Consider the following 20702-nt stretch of genomic DNA (forward strand, 5'->3'; position numbering starts at 1 on the left):
TATCAATGGCAACTGTTGCGTTCCATACGTTAGGTTGTAAAGTAAACCACTACGAAACAGAAGCGATTTGGCAATTGTTTAAACAAAGTGGTTATGAAAGAGTAGATTTTGAAAAAACAGCAGATGTATATGTTGTTAATACATGTACTGTAACAAATACAGGTGATAAAAAAAGCCGTCAAGTGATTCGTCGTGCAGTAAGACATAATCCGGATGCTGTTATTTGTGTAACGGGTTGTTATGCACAAACTTCTCCTGCAGAAATTATGGCAATCCCAGGTGTAGATATCGTTGTTGGTACTCAAGATCGCGAAAAAATGCTAGATTATATTGAACAGTATCGTCAAGAGCGGCAACCAATTAATGCTGTACGTAACATTATGAAAACACGTGTATATGAAGAATTGGATGTACCATACTTTACTGATCGTACACGCGCATCTTTAAAAATCCAGGAAGGTTGCAATAACTTTTGTACGTTCTGTATTATTCCTTGGGCACGCGGTTTAATGCGTTCTCGTGATGGAAAAGAAGTCATTAAGCAAGCGCAACAATTAGTGGATGCAGGATATAAAGAAATTGTTCTAACTGGTATTCATACAGGTGGATACGGTGAAGACATGAAAGACTATAACTTAGCAGGATTACTTCGTGACATGGAAGCAGAGGTAAAGGGATTGAAGCGTCTTCGTATTTCTTCTATTGAAGCGAGTCAAATTTCTGATGAGGTTATTGAAGTATTAGATAAATCTAAAGTAGTTGTACGCCATTTACACATTCCACTTCAATCTGGCTCTAACACTGTATTAAAACGTATGCGTCGTAAATATACAATGGAATTTTTCCAAGAGCGTTTAAATCGCTTAAAAGAGGCGTTGCCAGGCCTTGCGATTACATCGGATGTAATCGTTGGTTTCCCGGGTGAAACAGAAGAAGAGTTCATGGAAACATATAACTTTATTAAAGAAAACCGTTTCTCTGAACTGCACGTTTTCCCATATTCTAAGCGTACTGGAACACCTGCGGCACGCATGGAAGATCAAATTCCTGAAGAAGTGAAAAATGAGCGTGTTCATCGTTTAATTGAATTATCAAATCAATTAGCGAAAGAATATGCTTCTCAGTTTGAAGGAGAAGTTCTGGAAATTATTCCGGAAGAACCATTCAAAGAAGGTGACCGTGAAGGGTTATATGTAGGATATACAGATAATTACTTAAAGGTTGTATTTGAAGGGTCAGAAGAATTAATTGGGAAACTAGTAAAAGTGAAAATTACAAAAGCTGGTTATCCATATAATGAAGGGCAATTTGTTCGCGTTCTCGAAGATGATATGAAAAAAGAATCTGCAAGCGCATAATGAAAAAGCATGCAAACAAAAAGGTTTGCATGCTTTTTTTATGGTTATGTTTTCAAACTTGCTATGATAAGGATTGAAAACATAATGGAATGTATGAGAATAACATACAAAAGTTCATAATTTTGTTTTCGTTACTTTAAGGTGCGCTGGGATCAAGTGATTGGAAAATAAGAAACGACTGAATGGAGTTTTTGGTCAAAAAATGATCTGCTTTTCTTTTATTCCGCTAAATAGTTGACCTAAAGTGACAAAATGTATTATAATCGTAAAAGACATGCTGAAGAAGTGTTTCTTTTTGCATGCTGAAGTTAGTATGTAAGTGTGATGTTTCGGAGGGAGGGAAAGATAATGTCAAAAACAATCGTTCGTAAAAACGAGTCTTTGGAGGATGCACTTCGCCGTTTTAAAAGATCGGTTTCTAAAACTGGTACACTTGCTGAAGCAAGAAAACGCGAGTTTTATGAAAAACCAAGTGTAAAACGTAAGAAGAAATCTGAAGCGGCAAGAAAGCGTAAATTCTAAGAGAGGGTGTAAGTTATGAGTCTTCTCGATCGTTTAAACGGTGATATGAAACAAGCGATGAAGAATAAACAAAAAGAACAATTAACCGTCATTCGTATGGTTAAGGCTGCTTTGCAAAATGAAGGTATTAAGCTGCAACAGACTCTTACTGAAGAAGAGGAATTAACAGTTTTAACTCGTGAAGTAAAACAGCGTAAGGACTCCCTCCTTGAATTTAAAAAAGCAGGTCGAGATGACCTTGTTGATAAACTGCAAAGTGAAATTCAGATTTTAAGCACATATTTGCCGAAACAGCTAACAGAAGAAGAACTAGCTGATGTAATTAAGCAAGTTATCTCAGAAGTTGGTGCAACATCGAAAGCGGATATGGGTAAAGTGATGAGTGCTGTTATGCCAAAAGTAAAAGGGAAAGCAGACGGATCGCAAGTGAATAAGCTGGTTGCACAGCTATTAGCATAAAAAAACGTCTCATGAGAAATGAGACGTTTTTTTATGCTTTTTTTTGTTTGGACGTGATATTACAAGCCCTTTTTTCATACATATGGGATGAGAGGGGGGTCTTGGAGATGAAGAAGCTGGAACAAATGAAAAATTGGCTCACAAAGCAAATAGACCTACCAGTGGATGTACTAATGGATCTGCCTCGTATTACTCTTGTTGGGCAAGTGCATATTTATATAGAAAATCACCGAGGATTATTAGTTTTTTCTGATAAAGAAGTAAGGCTGTTATTAAAAAACGGTCAATTATTAATTAAAGGACAGTCGTTTGTCATCAAAACAATCCTCCCAGAAGAACTTCTACTTGAAGGTGTAATTGAACAAGTAACATTTTTAGAAAATGAAAAGAAAGAAAAATAAAGAGAAAGTCCTATCATGAAAGTTCTCTTCTTTATGTAACGTTTTAGAGAAGTAAAACAGAGGGGAAATTTGTAATCAGTGAGATTAGATACGCTCACTGATTCATATTTCACTGTATGTTGTACGAGCCATAAAAAGTAGAGAGAAGCTCTGCTTTTGAGAAAGATAGTGGGGGGCAGACAATGAAAAATCAATGGTTTACGAAATGGCTTGGGTATGTCAAAGTACGCATTGAAGGAAGAGGAGTTGAGCGGTTTGTTAATGAGTGTGTACGCAGGAATTTAGTTGTTTGGGATGTAAAGAAAATTGCTGATGAAACATTAGTCTTTTGTATGCTGTTGCGAGATATAAAAAAAATAAGGGAAATTTATCGTAAACATGAATGCAAACTATATTTTATAGGGCGCTATGGCGCTCCGTTTTGGAATAAGCGACTGATTAAAAATAGTGGGTTTTTAATTGGATTTCTTGTCTTTTTTTTCGGTATGATCGCCTTATCAAATATGGTATGGAAAATTGAAGTTACGGGAGCTAAACCAGAAACAGAATATATACTTATGAAAGAATTGGACAAAATGGGTATCAAGAAAGGAAGATTGCAATTCCAAATGCCAAGTGTGGAAGAAATTCAGCGGCACTTGACGGATAAAATTAATGCGATTACATGGGCTGGTCTTGATGTGCAAGGAACAACATATCATTTTAAAATAGTTGAAAAAAATGAGCCGAAAAAGGAGAAGGAGCGACAACCGCAAAACTTGGTAGCGAAAAAGGGAGCGATTATTACGAGAACCTTTGTAGAGGTGGGGAAGCCAGTTGTAATGAAAAATGATTATGTAAAAAAAGGACAGTTGCTTGTTTCGGGCATATTTGGGAATGAAGAAAATCCCACAATTGTTTCCGCAAAAGGGATTGTTTATGGAGAAACATGGTATGAATCTAATGTAACAGTTCCGCTGAAAACCACTTTTCAAGTATATACAGGAAATTCATATAATGAGCATTTTCTTCGATTAGGAAGTGCTAAAATAAAAATATGGGGATTTCAGCATGATAAGTATAGAAAGTCCCAAAATGAAAATATAAAACATGATGTGAAATTACTCGGTTTTACATTACCGATTTCTTATGAAAAAGAAATTGTGCGCGAAGAGGAAGAGGCTAACCGTGAATATACGGAAAGGGAAGCGCTTAAAGTTGCGAAAGAAATGGCAGAAAAAGAATTAAAGAAAAAATTGGATGAACATGCTATGATTGTAAGTGATAAGATTTTGCATAAAAAGGTTGAAGGCGAACAACTAAAAGTAGCATTACATTATACAGTGATTGAAAATATCGCAGAGCCACAACCTATATCTGAATCCGATATTCAAGGAGACTGAGTATGACAGAACAATTAGTAGAGATGAATCAACAAGTAGAAAATCACAATGAAGCAATCGCTCTGTTTGGAGTGAATGATGCGAATTTGAAAGTAATTGAACAAGAGCTTTCTGTATCGATTGTAACTAGAGGAGAATCTGTTCGTGTATCTGGAACAGATGAAGCAGTGGCGCTTGTTGAAAATATTTTACAGCAATTACTAACTGTTATTCGTAAAGGTGTATCAATTACTGAACGGGATGTTCTATATGCAATTCAACTTGGTCGCCAAGGAAAAATTGCTCATTTTGAAGAGTTATATGAAGAGGAAATTTTTAAAACAGCAAAAGGTAAGTCTATACGTGTAAAAACGATGGGGCAAAGGCAGTATATTCATGCGATGAAAAAGAATGATATCGTTTTTGGAATCGGACCAGCTGGTACAGGGAAAACGTATTTGGCTGTGGTAATGGCCGTGCGAGCGTTAAAACACGGTTATGTGAAAAAGATTATTTTAACAAGACCAGCAGTAGAAGCTGGAGAAAGTTTAGGGTTTTTACCAGGGGACTTAAAAGAAAAAGTAGACCCTTATTTACGTCCTTTATATGATGCGCTCCATGATATTCTTGGACAAGAATATACGCAGCGTATGATGGAAAGAGGTACAATTGAGATTGCACCTCTTGCATATATGAGAGGAAGAACGCTGGATGATTCCTTTGTTATTTTAGATGAGGCACAAAATACAACTGGTGCTCAAATCAAAATGTTTTTAACTCGCCTAGGCTTCAGTTCGAAAATGGTTGTTACAGGTGATCCTACTCAAATTGACTTACCAAAAGGGGTTAAGTCAGGACTTTCGATTGCAGAAAAAGTATTATCTAATGTATCGGGACTTTCCTTTGTTAGACTAGAACAAACAGATGTTGTAAGACATCCACTTGTACAACGAATTATTGAGGCGTATGATAAAATGGAATGATCCTATTGGCCGGGATCATTTCTTTTTATTCATTGTAAGAGCTGCTTGTAAAGACCAAATGAATATGACTTAATAATGAATGGGGAATGGAAAGGTTGGCGAATTGCGTATTTTTTAATATCATGAAAGGGTAGTAAATATAAATACAGGATAAGTGCGTAGTGAAATTCAAGGAGGAACACCTTAAAGTGTGTAGTTTATTTATGTGAGTTAACTTTTAGCTGAAAGAAGGAACGCTCCACTGAAATTCGTTTTACTGTATGTCTGGAGAGGAGAAGGTATTGAAATCATGTCAAAGTCTCGAGAAATTTCTAAGTGGTTTCGAAATATACAACATTCGAAAAAGCTAAGCTGGGTTTCTTATATTTTATTAGGAGCCGTGTTGTTTTTTGCACTAATCAACAATGTGAAACCAGAACAACTAGATGTTAAAATGCTCTCTATTTCTAATCAAACAATCCATTCTCCTATCAACATCGAAGATAAGATAACAACAGATAAGAAGAAAAGAGAGGCCGCTCAAAAAGTCGATGATCAATATACGTATAAAAGTGAGTACAAGCAAAATAAAATTGATATTGTGAACTCGGTGTTTGATGCAATTAAAGAAGTAGATGCGGAAACAAAAGCGGTAGGCCCTGATGAACAAAAAAAGGTTACGCCCGCAGACAGGCTGGAGAAACTGAAGAAGAAGTTACCTATAGATTTAACGAAAAGTTTATCTGATGCAGTGTTGTTACAATTTATTAATGCTGATCCAGACCAATTAGAAGCAGCGAAATATCCGGTTATAACAGCTGTTAATAATATAATGAGTTCACATATTAAAATGAATGAAGAAGATGCAGCGAGAAATCGCTTTGTGGAAGAAATCAAAAATATTAATGTTAATAGCGATTTAAAAGAAGCTTTAAATGCGCTTGGAAAGTATGCAATAGAAGCGAATTACTTTTATGATTCGAATGCTACAAAAGAGCGTAAAAAAAAGGCGGAAGATGAGGTCGCACCTGTCTACATATTACAAGGTCAAGTGCTTGTAAAAGAGGGTGACACAATTACTAGAGATATATATGAACAACTAAAATTAGTTGGGCTTCTCGAACAAAGTAATACCTTTCAGCCATTTGTAGGATTAGCAATTGTGATCGGTGTACTCTTATTCTTTATGCATAAGCAATTTGAAGTGTTTTTAAAGTTGAAAAGAGAAGAAAAACCATATATGTTGGCATATACAACAATCATCGCAATTACAGTTGTGTTGATGAAAGTAATTAGTTTGTTCCAAAAGTTGGAGTATGCCGGGATTGCCTTTGTTGTTCCGGTTGCGATGGGATCAATATTAGTAAAATTGATGATTGGCGATCGCTTTGTCTTTCTAACGAGTATGATTTTCTCTATATGTGGAAGTATTTTATTTAATGAAGGTGTAACGAGCACGTTAAATTATAATGTTGGGGTTTATTTCTTATTAAGCTCGTTATCTGTAAGTGTCTTTTTGAGAGAGAAAAATCGTCGTTCTATGATTTTGCAAGCAGGTATTCTTGTGTCTATTTTAAATGTTATTGTGTTAGCGGCTTTATTGCTATTGCGGAATGGGAATTTCTCATCGTTTGAAATTGGCTCACAATTATTGATGGCAGCAGCTTCCGGGATTATTTCCTCCATTTTAGCTATGGGGATTTTACCATATTTAGAAAGCGGTCTTGGAATTGTATCAAGTATGAAGCTTGTAGAACTTTCAAGCCCTAATCATCCGCTTCTTCGCAAAATTTTGTTAGAAGCGCCAGGAACATATCATCATAGTGTGATGGTTGCGAACCTTTCAGAAGCGGCATGTGAGGCCATAGGAGCGAATGGTGTGTTAGCACGTGTTGGCGCATATTATCATGATATTGGAAAAACAGTACAGCCTCATTTCTTTATTGAGAATCAAATGGGGATTGAGAATCCGCACGATAAATTAGATCCAGAAACGAGCAGGGATATTATTATTGCCCATGTTACCGATGGGGTAAAGATGTTAGAAGAACATCGTATTCCGCAAGAAATTATTGATATTGCAGCGCAGCACCATGGGACTACGCTATTAAAGTATTTTTATTATAAGGCTATTAAAGAAGATAAAGATAAATATACAGAAGATATGTTCCGTTATCCGGGTTCAAAGGCGACATCGAAAGAATCTGCGATTGTTGGAATTGCAGATAGTGTAGAGGCGGCGGTGCGTTCCATGAACCATCCAACGCCGGAGCAGATTAATAATTTAGTGAAAAATATTATTAAAGATCGCCTACAAGATGGACAATTTAGCGACTGTGAACTTACTTTTAAAGAACTACAGATAGTAGGAAAAACTTTATGTGAAACATTGAATGGGATTTTCCATTCTCGTATTAAATATCCGGAACCACTGGAAGAAAAGGTGAAAGAATGAGTTTAGTAATTGATTTTTTTGATGAAACAGAAGAAGTGAAAGAAGAATATGTGAATATGATTCGTGAGCTGTTAGAAAAGGCTGCACAAATGGAAGGAGTGGAAGATGGGACGGAACTGTCTGTTACTTTCGTTGATAATGAACGGATTCGAGAAATAAATCGTGATTATCGCGGAAAAGATCAGCCTACGGACGTGATTTCTTTTGCTCTTGAAGATATGGGAGAGGGTGAGGTCGAAATCATAGGTGCTGATATGCCTCGTATGCTAGGAGATCTTATTATTTCTATTCCGAGAACAAAAGAACAGGCTGAAGAATATGGCCATTCTTTTGACCGTGAATTAGGATTTTTAGCGTTACATGGATTTTTACACTTGCTTGGTTATGATCATATGACTGAAGAAGATGAAAAAGAGATGTTTGGAAAGCAAAAAGAAATTTTAGGGGCATTTGGATTAAGAAGATGAAAAAAGGAAAACTTATAAAGAGTTTTACGTATGCTATAGCTGGTATATGTTTTTGTCTTCGTCATGAACGAAATATGAAAATTCATTGTTTGGCCGCAGTTATTGTTATATGCTGCGGCCTTTATTTCCATGTAACAAGAGTAGAATGGCTCATATTACTTGTTGTAATAGGGGCTGTAATGAGTTTGGAGATGGTAAATACAGCGATTGAAAAAACGGTTGATTTAGTAACAGAGGATTTTAAACCCCTTGCAAAAATTGCAAAAGATGTTGCAGCTGGTGCCGTTTTATTATTTACTATTATAGCGGTCATAATTGGTGCTATTATCTTTTTACCTTATGTGGTATAGTTGCATTCCAAAGATTTTCTTGTACTTGAGTGGTATTGAGTTTTTCATCAGTTGATGATTTATTCAGGTGGCCATAAAAGGGATAAGGAATATGGATCCTATTCAAAGTCCAAGTAGGGATAGCGTTACAGATAAGGGTGGAAAAAGTATACCATAGATGTGATGGGAAAATGCATCCTGTAGTTATGTTATTACGCGGAATGTAAAGTGTGGAGATACGGCGCTTTTAGCTATAGTCGTTGTAGTGGATAGGAAACGTTTCGTACCTCTTTGTGGAGTGTGCCGTCAAGTTATGATAGAATTATGTAAACAGAACATAAAATATATTTATCAAATTTACATGGTGACACTGGGAAGACGACAGTTAGAAAGTTGTTGCCAGTAGCATTTTTAGCGGAGGATTTACATGAATAACAAAGGTTATAAGTCAGGTTTTGTCTCTATTATAGGGAGACCAAATGTTGGAAAATCTACATTTTTAAATCGAATTATCGGTCAAAAAATTGCTATTATGAGTGATAAGCCACAAACAACTCGTAATAAAGTACAAGGTGTATATACAGAAAATGATGCGCAAGTGATTTTTATCGATACGCCTGGAATACATAAGCCAAAACATAAATTAGGCGATTTTATGGTGAAAATGGCGCAAACGACATTGAAAGAAGTTGATATTGTACTCTTTATGGTCAATGCGGCGGAAGGCTTTGGTCGTGGTGAAGAATACATTATTGAAAAATTGAAGGAAACGAGGCAACCAGTATTTTTAGTAATTAATAAAATCGATCAAGTTCATCCAGAAAAATTATTAGAATTGATTGATCAATATCGTAACTTGTACGAGTTTGCAGAAATTGTGCCGATTTCTGCTTTGGAAGGTAATAATGTGGAAGCGTTAATTGGGGCGATTAAAAAATACTTACCAGAAGGGCCACAGTACTATCCAGAAAATCAAGTAACAGATCATCCGGAACGATTTATTATTGCTGAATTAATCCGTGAGAAAGTGCTTCATTTAACACGTGAGGAAGTACCTCATTCAGTAGCAGTTGCGATTGATGCGATTCAAAAGCGTGAAGGTGGAGCGGTTTATGTAAATGCAACAATCATCGTGGAACGTCCTTCTCAAAAAGGAATTATTATTGGAAAGCAAGGAAAAATGTTGAAAGAAATTGGGAAGCGAGCTCGTTTTGATATTGAAGCCCTTCTTGGTTCTAAAGTGTTTTTAGAAGTATGGGTAAAAGTACAAAAAGATTGGCGTAATAAAATGTCCCAACTTCGTGATTTAGGTTTCCGTGAAGATGAATATTAATAGAAATTAGGAAAATTTTTTCTCACATGAAAATGGACAAAATGGGTCATTTTAATAACAACAAAAGAAATTGGTTTACATGCTATGCTTACTTAGAAAGGTGGATTCTTATGCTGGATTTTACCTGGAAGGTTTTCTCCAAAACAGGAAGTATTGAAACGTACTTACTTTTAAAAGAAATGGAAAAAGATCTAAATGATGAGATGGATCAACATGAAGAGGAGCTAGCACATCTAGATTCTCCAATTTCTTGACCCGTTTTGTTCAATCCTTGGATGGTGACGAACATGTTTCAAAAAGTTGAGGGCATTGTTATCCGAACAACAGATTACGGAGAAACGAACAAGATTGTTACTATATTTTCTCGTGAATTTGGAAAAATAAGTGTAATGGCAAGAGGAGCGAAAAAACCAAAAAGTAGGTTAGCATCTATTTCGCAACTCATGACGCATGGTCATTTCCTAATTCAAATGGGATCTGGTCTCGGAACTTTGCAACAAGGTGAAATGATTTCATCGATGAAAGAAATTCGAGAAGATATTTTTTTAACTGCTTATGCATCGTTTATCGTGGAATTGACAGATAAAGCCACGGAAGATAAAAAGAACAATCCGTATTTATTTGAAATGTTATATCAGACACTTCACTATATGTGTGATGGTGTTGATCCTGAAGTATTATCTCTTATTTATCAAACGAAAATGCTTCCGGTATTAGGGATGCATCCATACTTTGATACATGTGCGATTTGTCACCAAGAAACAGACTTTGTCGCCTTCTCTGTAAGAGAAGGCGGTTTTCTGTGCTTTCGTCACGCAGAACAAGATCCGTATCGCATTCCAGTTGGTGAGGCGGTTCATAAGTTATTACGTCTCTTTTATCACTTTGACTTAGGTCGGCTTGGTAATGTATCAGTAAAAGATGAAACGAAGCGACAAATTCGTACCGTATTGAATACATATTATGATGAATATTGTGGCATATATTTGAAATCAAGACGTTTTCTTGAACAACTTGATAAATTTCAAATATAATGAGGACCATATGAAGGTCCTTTTTACATGCTTTCTTTTTCAAATAGCATATTTAGTATATAATATTTAAGAGATAGTATAACTTTTTTGTTTTGTATTAAAGGTGGTGATTATCATAGAACTGAATAAACGGCAAGAACATATCATTCAGATTGTAAAAGATCACGGTCCTATTACAGGAGAGTCCATCGCTGCACAGTTAAATTTAACGCGCGCAACGTTAAGACCAGATTTGGCAATTTTAACGATGGCGGGTTATTTAGAAGCGCGTCCGCGCGTCGGTTATTTTTATACAGGAAAAACTGGTGGTCAGTTATTATCAGAAGCTGTTAAAAAAATTAAAGTACAAGATTATCAATCTAGACCGGTTGTCATTGATAAAAATGTTTCCGTATACGATGCAATTTGTACAATGTTTCTAGAGGACGTTGGTACTTTGTTTGTCGTGGATCAAACTACGCTTTTAGTTGGCGTCGTTTCCCGTAAGGATTTATTGCGAGCAAGTTTAGGAAAGCAGGATTTAACTTCCCTTCCGGTTAATATTATTATGACAAGGATGCCGAACATTGCGATGTGTCATAAAGAGGATTCTTTATATGACGTTGCAATGGAATTAATAGAAAGACAGATTGATGCTATACCCGTTGTAAAAGAAACAAAGCAAGGATTAGAAGTTGTTGGACGAATTACAAAAACGAATATTACGCGTGCGTTTGTGAATTTAGTAAATAATGAATAAGTGTAATTTGTTTAAAGTGAGGTAATGTAATGGATAATAAAATCGTATATGTCGTATCTGACTCAGTCGGAGAGACTGCTGATTTAGTTGTTCGAGCGGCAATGGGACAATTTCCTTTCGCTCCTGATATTAGACGTGTACCGTATGTAGAAGATACAGGAACATTAAAAGAAGTGATATCAATCGCAAAGAGTAATCGAGCGCTGATTTGTTTTACACTCGTGAAGCCTGATATGCGTCAATATTTGTTAACAGAAGCGGCAAAAGAAGGCGTAGAAGCATATGATATTATCGGGCCTCTTATTGACCAAATTGCAGAAATTACAAGGCAAGTGCCAAGATATGAGCCAGGGATTGTTAGAAAACTGGATGAAGAATATTTTAAAAAGATTGAAGCAATTGAGTTTGCGGTTAAATATGATGATGGGCGAGATGCGCGTGGTATTTTGAAAGCTGATATTGTTTTAATTGGTGTTTCTCGTACATCAAAGACTCCACTTTCACAATATTTAGCTCATAATAAGCGATTAAAGGTTGCGAACGTACCACTTGTTCCTGAGGTTGACCCGCCTGAAGAATTGTATCAAGTTTCAAAGGAAAAGTGCTTTGGTTTGAAAATTAATCCAGAAAAATTAAATCATATTCGGAAAGAGCGCCTGAAATCACTAGGACTAAGTGATGGGGCAACATATGCGAATATTAACCGTATTAAAGAAGAAATTGACCATTTTGAGAAAGTGATCAATAAAATAAATTGTCAAGTGATTGATGTGTCTAACAAAGCGATTGAAGAAACGGCAAATATTATTGTGAATGCGGTGCAAAACCAAAGAATGTTTTAGCACATTTACCAAAGGTGAATGTGTTTTTTTAGCTCAAAGACCAATTTGGTTCAGAGCGAAATATTTATAGAAATGTAATGGTTAGAGAAATTTCAAAGGATATGTAGCGAAGTAGAAAGAAATATATTATAATAAAAAATTGTGATAAAAAACCTATATTTTACGTTTAGACTTTAATTTTTCAGAATAAACTAGGGATAGGATTTACGAAAAAAGATGTACATTTACGTAAAATCGACAAAAATCTAAACAAGAAAACGTACTTTGTAGAAGGATTCACTGAAGGGATGTAGAATACAGAAATATGCAAAACATCAGTAAGATTCTAGTTGATGCAGATGCATGTCCCGTAAAGGATGAAATTGTACAAATCGGAACGAAATTTCATGTCGAAATTTTGTTTGTCGCATCCTATGCCCATCGTTCAAGAAAACAGCAAGGAAATTGGATCTATGTAGATTCTGAGCAAGATGAAGTTGATTTTTATATTTATAAGCATGCGAAAGCTACAGATCTCGTGATCACACAAGATATGGGACTTGCTGGTCTTCTTGTGAAAAAAGGAGTATATGTCTTATCTCCGCGAGGGAAATTTGTGACAGATGAGCAAATGGATACAATTTTATATAGTAGATATGTGTCTGCTAAATTACGCAGACAAGGGACCTATACAAAGGGGCCAAAGTCATTTTCAAAGCAGGATCGACAGTCTTTTTTAACAAGTTTAGAAAAAATATTGTCGAATTATAAAGGAATCCTTTAATTTGTATCGAATACAAAATACGACACGGAGATGGAGTTATGGGGAACAGAATTCCCGAAGAAGTTGTTGAACAGATTCGGACATCATCTGATATTGTAGAAGTAATTGGTGAGTATGTTCAGCTAAGAAAGCAAGGGCGTAATTATTTTGGACTTTGTCCATTTCATGGTGAGAATTCTCCCTCCTTTTCTGTTTCATCAGATAAGCAAATTTTCCATTGCTTTGGATGTGGGGAAGGTGGAAATGTTTTTTCCTTTCTCATGAAGATGGAAGGCCTTTCTTTCACAGAAGCTGTACAGAAACTTGGAGAAAGAAATCATATAGCAGTCGCAGATTATACATCAGGAAAAGAACAGCAAGACAATATATCTGATGACAATGTCATTATGTTACAGGCTCACGAACTCTTAAAAAAGTATTATCATCATTTGTTGGTAAATACAGAAGAGGGGAATGAAGCTCTTTCTTATTTATTAAATCGTGGTATTACGAAGGAAATGATTGAGAAGTTTGAAATTGGTTATGCATCACCGGATTGGGATGCAGCGGCGAAAATATTACAAAAAAGAGGTTTTTCGCTAATGACCATGGAGCAAGCGGGCCTCCTTGTAAGAAGTGAAAAGGATGGTAGTCATTACGACCGATTCCGTGGTAGAGTAATGTTTCCGATTCATACACTACAAGGAAAAGTGGCAGCATTTAGTGGAAGGGCGCTTGGGGATGATACTCCTAAATATTTAAATAGCCCAGAAACACCTATCTTTCATAAGAGCAAGTTGCTGTACAATTTCCATCAGGCAAGGCCGTTTATTAGAAAGCGTGGGCAGGTCGTCCTTTTTGAAGGTTATGCTGATGTTCTAGCTGCTGTAAAAAGCGGGGTTGAAGAAGCTGTTGCAACAATGGGAACAGCTTTAACGGAAGAACAGGCGAAACTTCTGCGACGTAATGTTGAAACTGTTGTTCTTTGCTATGATGGTGATAAGGCTGGACAAGAAGCGACAATGAAAGCGGGGCAACTCTTAACTCAAGTTGGTTGTCAAGTTAAAGTTACTGTATTGCCAGAGAAATTAGATCCTGATGAATATGTGCAACAATATGGAACAAAGGCTTTTGAAAATCTCGTTAAATCAAGTATAAGTTTTGTTGGATTTAAAATAAATTATTTGCGTTTAGGAAAAAATTTGCAAGATGAGTCTGGTAAAGAAGAATATGTGAAAAGTGTTTTAAAAGAATTATCATTATTGCAAGATGCGATGCAGGCAGAGTCCTATTTAAAATCGTTATCACAAGAATTTGCATATTCCATGGAAACACTTTTAAGTCAATTGCACCAATATCGCAAAGAACAAAAGATACAGCAAAAACAAGCGAAGCAAATTTCGAAGCCATCTCAAATTGTTCAAACGAAGCCGAAACGATCCGGCTTCGAAAGGGCAGAGAGGGAACTGATTTACCATATGTTGCAAAGTGCCGAAGTAGCAGTGCGTATAGAGCCTCATATAGAAGATTTTCATACGGAAGAACATAAAGGGATTTTATATGAACTATATGCATATTATGAAAAGGGAAATGAACCTTCAGTCGGAAATTTTTTAAACTGGCTATCTGATGAAAAGTTGAAAAATATCGTTACCAATATTTCGACAGATGAGTTTATCAATCCAGAATATACAGATGAAATACTGGAAGGACACTTGGAAGCGTTAAAGCGCCATAAGGAAAAGTTGAAAAAGATGGAAACCATCTTTACAGTAAAGCAAATGGAAAAAGCTGATCCGCTAGAAGCTGCTAAATTTTACGCAGCGTATTTGCAAAATCAAAAAGCAAGAAGATAGCTTTTTGCATAAAATTTTAGTATAATGAATGTTTGTATCTCGCGTAAGGAGGGGAACAAATGGCTGATAAACCAGCTCGTTCTAAACAAATTGAAACTGAAATGACCCTTGAGCAAGTGAAAGAACAACTCACTGAGCTCGGAAAAAAACGTGGCGTTCTTACATACGAAGAGATTGCAGAACGCATGAACGGATTTGAAATTGAATCCGAACAAATGGATGAATATTATGAATATTTAGGTGAACAAGGGATTGATTTAGTTGGTGATAATGATGAAGGCCCAAATAATCATCAAATCACAAAAACGGAAGAAGAATTCGATCTAAACGATTTAAGTGTACCACCAGGTGTGAAAATCAATGACCCTGTTCGCATGTATTTAAAAGAAATTGGTCGTGTTGATTTATTATCTGCTGAAGAAGAAATTCAATTGGCGACTCGTATTGAAGAAGGCGATGAAGAAGCAAAACGCCGTCTTGCAGAAGCAAACTTACGTCTTGTTGTAAGTATTGCAAAAAGATACGTTGGCCGCGGTATGCTTTTCTTAGACCTTATTCAAGAAGGGAATATGGGTCTAATTAAAGCGGTTGAAAAGTTCGACTACCGCAAAGGATTTAAATTTAGTACGTATGCAACATGGTGGATTCGTCAAGCGATTACACGTGCGATTGCAGACCAAGCAAGAACCATTCGTATTCCGGTTCATATGGTTGAAACAATCAATAAATTAATTCGTGTACAACGTCAATTATTACAAGATTTAGGTCGTGAACCAACTCCGGAAGAGATTGGTGAAGAAATGGATCTTGCTCCAGAAAAAGTACGCGAAATCTTAAAGATTGCTCAGGAGCCAGTTTCTCTTGAAACACCGATTGGTGAAGAGGATGACTCACACTTAGGCGATTTTATCGAAGACCAAGAAGCAACATCACCTGCGGATCATGCAGCATATGAATTGCTGAAAGAACAATTAGAAGATGTGTTAGATACGCTAACAGATCGTGAAGAAAATGTTCTTCGTCTTCGTTTTGGTTTGGATGATGGACGAACTCGTACGCTTGAAGAAGTCGGAAAAGTATTCGGCGTAACAAGAGAGCGTATTCGTCAAATTGAAGCAAAAGCACTTCGTAAATTAAGACATCCAAGCCGTAGCAAACGGTTAAAAGATTTCTTAGAGTAGTTCTTATATAAGTTTACTTCACCTTTGTGAAGTAAACTTTTTTATTTTGTTAAGTTTTGTTAAAATTTAGCTGTAAGTACCGATTACAATACTTGTAATATATTTTACAGAATTGTCTTTTGATTTGCAAATGCTCATTTTTCGATTTTTCGATTAATTTTGTGTATTTTATACAAAAATATATGTAGAAAAACAAAAAATATGATGAGAAACATAGATATTTATCAAAAAAATATAGGATAGAAATAAGAAGATTAATAAACTGAATTTATGGAATATTTTCAACAACTGATAATTTCGCCTTTTCTGATAGAGCGTTTTCAAGTACAATAGAAATAACTGAATCATCTAATTATTAGGGGGTATAGAGGGGGGAGAAAATAGATGAAACGTAATCCGTTGATTCCATTCGCTCTTATTGCAGCACTAGGTATTATCGTGATGTTCGTATTTTCATTTCAAGGGTTACATAAGTCTAAAGAGCTAGCGGATGCTAAAAATGGAGGAAAGCAAACCCAAACAGCATCAAAGCCTGAAGACATTGTAAAACAAAACTGTACGAGCTGCCATGGGGATCAGTTACAAGGTGCAGTAGGACCTGAACTGCAAAAAATTGGCGGGAAACTTTCTAAAGATGAAATTAAAGAAGTGATTGTAAAAGGAAAAGGAAATATGCCGCCTAATTTAATTCCAGCAGATCAAGCTTCCAAAGTAGCAGATTGGTTATCGAAGAAAAAATAAAGAAAAACAAGCCCCTTACTTTTAAAGTAAGGGGCTTGTTTTTCTTTTCTTTCTAAAATACGATTAAAGAAAGATAAAGGGATTGAATGATTGTTGCTTACTTGCAATAATACTTGTTCATTCATTATCATAGAAACAGATTGACAAGAGAAGGAGCAATGGAAATACATGAATGAAGTCAAACTTTCAAAAAGATTAGAAGAGGTAGTGCGAGAGATTCCAGCAGGGTCTACGGTAGCGGATATCGGATCAGATCATGCTTATTTACCGTGCTATGCAATTGTAAATCATATTGCGACAAAAGCAGTGGCAGGGGAAGTAGTAGATGGACCGTTTCGTTCTGCGCAGGCAACGGTAGCTGAGAATGGCTTGCAGGGAAAGATTGATGTTCGCAAAGGAAATGGATTAGCTGTTATTTCACCAGGAGAAGTGGATGTCATTACAATTGCTGGTATGGGTGGAGCGTTAATTCGTGATATTTTAGAAAGCGGAAAAGAAAAATTAAATGGGGTAACGCGTCTCATATTACAACCGAATATTGCAGCACATCATATTCGTGAATGGTTTATTGAAAATGATTGGGAACTGATTCGTGAAAAGATTGTAAAAGAGGATGGTAAGATTTATGAAATTTTAGTGGGGGAAAGAGGAAATCCGTTAGCGCCTTACTCAGACCGTAAGCAAGCTGAATTATTGATCGGACCATTTTTAATGAAAGAAAAAAGTGATGTTTTCATTGAAAAATGGGAATGTGAATTGAAAAATTTTCAAAATATCTTAAAGCAATTAGAACGTGCGACAGAATCGGAAGATACAAAAGCGAAACGAAATGAAGTAATGGAGAAAATGAAAATGGTAGGAGATGTATTATCATGAGCAAAATTCCAAATGGGCATGAAGTAATTTCTTTATTTGAAAGCATGTATCCGAAGCATCTAGCGATGGAAGGGGATAAGATTGGTCTGCAAATTGGAGCTCTTAATAAACCAGTGGAGCATGTCTTAATTGCACTAGATGTAACAGAAGAGGTTGTAGAAGAAGCGATTCAAATTGGAGCAAATATCATTATTACACACCATCCTCTTATTTTTCATCCTTTAAAAGCAATTCATACGGATAAGGTGTATGGGAAAATTATTGAAAAATGTATCAAACATGATATCGCTGTGTATGCAGCACATACAAATGTTGATGTTGCAAAAGGTGGAGTAAATGATTTACTTGCTGAGGCGCTTGAACTACAAAACACTGAAGTGCTCGTTCCAACATATACAGAAGAAATGAAAAAAGTAGTTGTATTTGTTCCTGTAACACATGTAGATGCTATTCGAAAAGCATTAGGAGACGCAGGTGCGGGTTATATCGGTAACTACAGCCATTGTACGTTTGGTAGCCAAGGTATAGGTACATTTATCCCTCAAGAGGGAACAAACCCTTACATTGGCGGAACTGGGCAGTTAGAGCGTGTTGAAGAGATAAGAGTTGAAACGATTATCCCGGCTTCGTTAGAACGAAAGGTTGTTAAAGCGATGTTAACAGCACATCCGTATGAAGAAGTTGCTTATGATATATATCCGCTAGATAACAAAGGAGAAGCGCTAGGGCTTGGTAAAATTGGATATTTACAAAAAGAAATGACCCTCGGGGAGTTTGCTGAGCATGTAAAGCGTTCGTTAGATATACAAGGGGCACGAGTTGTCGGAAGGCTTGATGATAAAGTGCGTAAAGTAGCTGTTCTTGGTGGTGACGGGAATAAATTTATCAATCAGGCAAAATTTAAAGGCGCAGATGTTTATGTTACTGGTGATCTGTATTATCATGTTGCTCACGATGCTATGATGTTAGGGCTAAATGTTGTTGACCCAGGACATAATGTAGAGAAGGTAATGAAACAAGGTGTTCAAAAACAACTACAGCAAAAAGTAGAGGCGAAACAATTCGCTGTACAAATTCATGCATCTCAGCTACATACAGATCCATTTACATTTGTATAAAGTGAAACTTTAATCAGTGGGGATTTTCTTCATCCCCCACTGATTATGAGCCCTCACCAATCGGGCTGCCTTAAAATAGCGGGATAAATTAGCGCTTATCTTTATATAATAAAGCGAGAGTCTTTTTAGCTAAAAGGATAAAAAATCCGTTGCGAGTAGTGAGCAACGGATTTTTTTATTTATTGTTTTTTTACCTTTACACGCGGCAAAATTTTTTGAAGCGGTACGTTTCGTTTTCTTTCCCACGTAGCAGGATTTGTTGGATCGTATTGTTCTAAAAAGGCAATGACTTCTTTTGTAATTGGAGTTGGAGTAGAAGCACCAGCAGTTACTGCTACAGCTTCTACTCCTTGAAGCCATTCTAGTTGAATTTCACTTACATCAGCGACGCGATATGCTTTTGTGCCGGCAATTTCTTGCGATACTTGAGCGAGACGATTGGAGTTATTGCTTTTCGGATCGCCAACAACAATTGTTAAATCGGCAACATCAGCTTGTTTTGCAACGGCTTCTTGACGAACTTGTGTTGCTAAGCAGATTTCTTTATGGAATTCAGCTGTTGGGAATTTTTTTTTGATATCTTCCATTAGATGCTGAACATCCCATTGACTCATTGTCGTTTGATTTGTAACTAAAATTTTATCTGTAGGAATCTCTAATGTTTTTAAATCATCTGCTTTTTCAATGAGATGAACAATATCAGGTGCAATGCCAACTGCTCCTTCTGGTTCTGGATGCCCTTTTTTTCCGATATAAATTACATGGTAACCTTCTGATTTTTTTGCTTCAATTAAGTCGTGTGTTTTTGTCACATCTGGGCATGTCGCATCAATTGTTGTTAATCCTTTTTCTTTGGCACGTTGTTTTACTTCTGGGGAAACACCATGTGCAGTGAAAATAACCGTACCAGAATCGATTTGATCCAAAATTTCTAAGCGACTTGGGCCATCTAAAGTAATAATTCCATCTTCTTCAAATGCATCTGTTACATGCTTATTATGAACAATCATGCCTAGAATATAGATAGGCCTTGGTAATGATTTATCTAGTGCAGCGTTGCGTGCAATAACCATTGCATCTACAACGCCATAACAATAACCACGAGGGGAAATTTTAATAATTTTCATGTGAGTAATCCTCTCCTTCTAAACAAGGAATCCTTTTGTACATAGTCCTTTTCATTATAAAGGAGGAGTGGACAGAAAACAAAGTATTGTTACACATATAATTTTGGTTTTGCTGGTAAAGGAGAAGCGGTTGCCTTTTGTGATTCTTTAGCGTTGGTAGATTTTGGAGTAACTTCGTTGCTTTTTTTCTTTTTTAAAGGTGTCTTAGGTACGTTATTTTTTTTCACTTCTTCTTTTGAATTCTCGCTGTCCTCTTTCCCTGAAGTAAGGATTTTCACAATACTCGGTATACTGCGAACGATGGGTCCGTATTGCTCTACAACTGGCCCGACAGATTGGGCGACTTGAGCAACTTTTTCAATGTTATTTAACATATTAGTTGGATTAGAAATTAGATTAGAAAAGAAATTTCCAATTCCACCACTGGTATTTGTTGCAACAAATGATTCACCACCGCGCATGTCGTTTTGGTCATACATGGGTGGCGCGATTAACGGTTGATGTATATAAGGCTGATTATAATGTGGCTGCATCGTTTGTGGATATTGCTGGTACATTATTGGCTGTCCTTCCATTTGCCGGTAGGGAGGAATCATTTGCATAAAAGGTTCAGTCGGATCATGTTTTTTAAAAAGTTTAGAGAGCAGTCCTTTCTTTTTTTGCATCATTTGTGGTAAATGTGGGATTGGATATGGTGTATAGGGGTGTTGCCCTGTATGCATTTGTTGTATAGGGGATTTCGGATACATAAAAGAAATCCTCCTTTCTTCAATTAGGTATATACACATACAGTATGCAA

The 20702-nt window shown here is 36.3% G+C and carries 22 protein-coding genes and 1 pseudogene; 21 read left to right on the plus strand and 2 right to left on the minus strand.

Annotation, left to right across the window (positions count from 1 at the left end):
* Positions 1 to 5 precede the first annotated feature (5 nt).
* The 21 genes and pseudogenes from mtaB (at position 6) to MR059_RS04540 (ending at position 18776) form a co-directional block, all read left to right on the plus strand.
* On the plus strand, positions 6 to 1358 hold the full coding sequence (gene mtaB, locus MR059_RS04440) for a tRNA (N(6)-L-threonylcarbamoyladenosine(37)-C(2))-methylthiotransferase MtaB (RefSeq protein ID WP_012095499.1): 1353 nt from the start codon (positions 6 to 8) through the stop codon (positions 1356 to 1358).
* Between the two features lie 348 nt (positions 1359 to 1706).
* Positions 1707 to 1880 (plus strand): 30S ribosomal protein S21, encoded by a 174-nt coding sequence (gene rpsU / locus MR059_RS04445; protein ID WP_012095498.1) that lies wholly within the window; start codon positions 1707 to 1709, stop codon positions 1878 to 1880.
* A 15-nt stretch (positions 1881 to 1895) separates the two neighbouring features.
* Entirely contained in the window at positions 1896 to 2339 is a 444-nt protein-coding gene (locus tag MR059_RS04450) for a GatB/YqeY domain-containing protein (protein ID WP_012095497.1), read from the plus strand.
* A 107-nt stretch (positions 2340 to 2446) separates the two neighbouring features.
* The gene (yqfC, locus tag MR059_RS04455; protein ID WP_012095496.1) at positions 2447 to 2740 is read left to right on the plus strand and encodes a sporulation protein YqfC; all 294 of its coding nucleotides are present in this window, start codon (positions 2447 to 2449) and stop codon (positions 2738 to 2740) included.
* 182 nt (positions 2741 to 2922) lie between these two features.
* Positions 2923 to 4122, plus strand: coding sequence for a sporulation protein YqfD (gene yqfD, locus MR059_RS04460; protein WP_012095495.1), 1200 nt, complete (start codon positions 2923 to 2925; stop codon positions 4120 to 4122).
* 2 nt (positions 4123 to 4124) lie between these two features.
* On the plus strand, positions 4125 to 5084 hold the full coding sequence (locus tag MR059_RS04465) for a PhoH family protein (RefSeq protein ID WP_012095494.1): 960 nt from the start codon (positions 4125 to 4127) through the stop codon (positions 5082 to 5084).
* Positions 5085 to 5373: 289 nt separating this feature from the next.
* A complete protein-coding gene (locus tag MR059_RS04470; RefSeq protein ID WP_012095493.1) occupies positions 5374 to 7518 on the plus strand; it encodes an HD family phosphohydrolase in 2145 nt (714 codons plus the stop codon).
* Complete coding sequence (gene ybeY / locus MR059_RS04475) at positions 7515 to 7985, plus strand: rRNA maturation RNase YbeY (RefSeq protein WP_012095492.1); 471 nt, start codon at positions 7515 to 7517, stop codon at positions 7983 to 7985. The genes MR059_RS04470 and ybeY overlap by 4 nt, the downstream gene beginning before the upstream one ends.
* Positions 7982 to 8335 carry a diacylglycerol kinase family protein gene (locus MR059_RS04480; protein ID WP_012095491.1) on the plus strand — a complete coding sequence of 118 codons (354 nt, stop codon included), beginning with the start codon at positions 7982 to 7984 and terminating at the stop codon, positions 8333 to 8335. The genes ybeY and MR059_RS04480 overlap by 4 nt, the downstream gene beginning before the upstream one ends.
* 229 nt (positions 8336 to 8564) lie before the next feature.
* Positions 8565 to 8749 (plus strand): annotated as a pseudogene (locus MR059_RS22165) (cytidine/deoxycytidylate deaminase family protein); the annotation flags it as partial.
* Entirely contained in the window at positions 8742 to 9647 is a 906-nt protein-coding gene (gene era, locus MR059_RS04490) for a GTPase Era (RefSeq protein WP_012095490.1), read from the plus strand. The pseudogene MR059_RS22165 and the gene era, both read left to right, overlap by 8 nt.
* A gap of 110 nt (positions 9648 to 9757) precedes the next feature.
* Positions 9758 to 9901 carry a YqzL family protein gene (locus MR059_RS04495; RefSeq protein ID WP_012095489.1) on the plus strand — a complete coding sequence of 48 codons (144 nt, stop codon included), beginning with the start codon at positions 9758 to 9760 and terminating at the stop codon, positions 9899 to 9901.
* Positions 9902 to 9934: 33 nt separating this feature from the next.
* Positions 9935 to 10681 (plus strand): DNA repair protein RecO, encoded by a 747-nt coding sequence (gene recO / locus MR059_RS04500; RefSeq protein WP_012095488.1) that lies wholly within the window; start codon positions 9935 to 9937, stop codon positions 10679 to 10681.
* A 106-nt stretch (positions 10682 to 10787) separates the two neighbouring features.
* Entirely contained in the window at positions 10788 to 11420 is a 633-nt protein-coding gene (locus MR059_RS04505; protein ID WP_087095438.1) for a transcriptional regulator CcpN, read from the plus strand.
* A 29-nt stretch (positions 11421 to 11449) separates the two neighbouring features.
* Complete coding sequence (locus MR059_RS04510) at positions 11450 to 12262, plus strand: pyruvate, water dikinase regulatory protein (protein WP_012095486.1); 813 nt, start codon at positions 11450 to 11452, stop codon at positions 12260 to 12262.
* Between the two features lie 304 nt (positions 12263 to 12566).
* Positions 12567 to 13025, plus strand: coding sequence for a YaiI/YqxD family protein (locus MR059_RS04515; RefSeq protein ID WP_012095485.1), 459 nt, complete (start codon positions 12567 to 12569; stop codon positions 13023 to 13025).
* Positions 13026 to 13063: 38 nt separating this feature from the next.
* Positions 13064 to 14860: a DNA primase gene (gene dnaG, locus MR059_RS04520; RefSeq protein ID WP_012095484.1), complete on the plus strand. Its 1797-nt coding sequence runs from the start codon at positions 13064 to 13066 to the stop codon at positions 14858 to 14860.
* A 59-nt stretch (positions 14861 to 14919) separates the two neighbouring features.
* Positions 14920 to 16041, plus strand: coding sequence for an RNA polymerase sigma factor RpoD (gene rpoD, locus MR059_RS04525; protein WP_012095483.1), 1122 nt, complete (start codon positions 14920 to 14922; stop codon positions 16039 to 16041).
* Between the two features lie 384 nt (positions 16042 to 16425).
* On the plus strand, positions 16426 to 16782 hold the full coding sequence (cccA, locus tag MR059_RS04530) for a cytochrome c550 (RefSeq protein ID WP_012095482.1): 357 nt from the start codon (positions 16426 to 16428) through the stop codon (positions 16780 to 16782).
* 168 nt (positions 16783 to 16950) lie between these two features.
* The gene (locus MR059_RS04535; RefSeq protein WP_012095481.1) at positions 16951 to 17658 is read left to right on the plus strand and encodes a tRNA (adenine(22)-N(1))-methyltransferase; all 708 of its coding nucleotides are present in this window, start codon (positions 16951 to 16953) and stop codon (positions 17656 to 17658) included.
* Positions 17655 to 18776: a Nif3-like dinuclear metal center hexameric protein gene (locus tag MR059_RS04540; protein WP_210351776.1), complete on the plus strand. Its 1122-nt coding sequence runs from the start codon at positions 17655 to 17657 to the stop codon at positions 18774 to 18776. Before MR059_RS04535 ends, MR059_RS04540 begins: the two co-directional genes overlap by 4 nt.
* A gap of 179 nt (positions 18777 to 18955) precedes the next feature.
* Here MR059_RS04540 and MR059_RS04545 read toward each other — a convergent pair whose 3' ends face one another.
* Positions 18956 to 19903 carry a 4-hydroxy-3-methylbut-2-enyl diphosphate reductase gene (locus tag MR059_RS04545; RefSeq protein ID WP_012095479.1) on the minus strand — a complete coding sequence of 316 codons (948 nt, stop codon included), beginning with the start codon at positions 19901 to 19903 and terminating at the stop codon, positions 18956 to 18958.
* Between the two features lie 89 nt (positions 19904 to 19992).
* Complete coding sequence (vrrA, locus tag MR059_RS04550; protein WP_012095478.1) at positions 19993 to 20652, minus strand: VrrA/YqfQ family protein; 660 nt, start codon at positions 20650 to 20652, stop codon at positions 19993 to 19995.
* Positions 20653 to 20702: the final 50 nt, after the last annotated feature.

The organism is Bacillus cereus group sp. BfR-BA-01522, assembly GCF_022662635.1.
GTDB lineage: Bacteria > Bacillota > Bacilli > Bacillales > Bacillaceae_G > Bacillus_A > Bacillus_A cytotoxicus.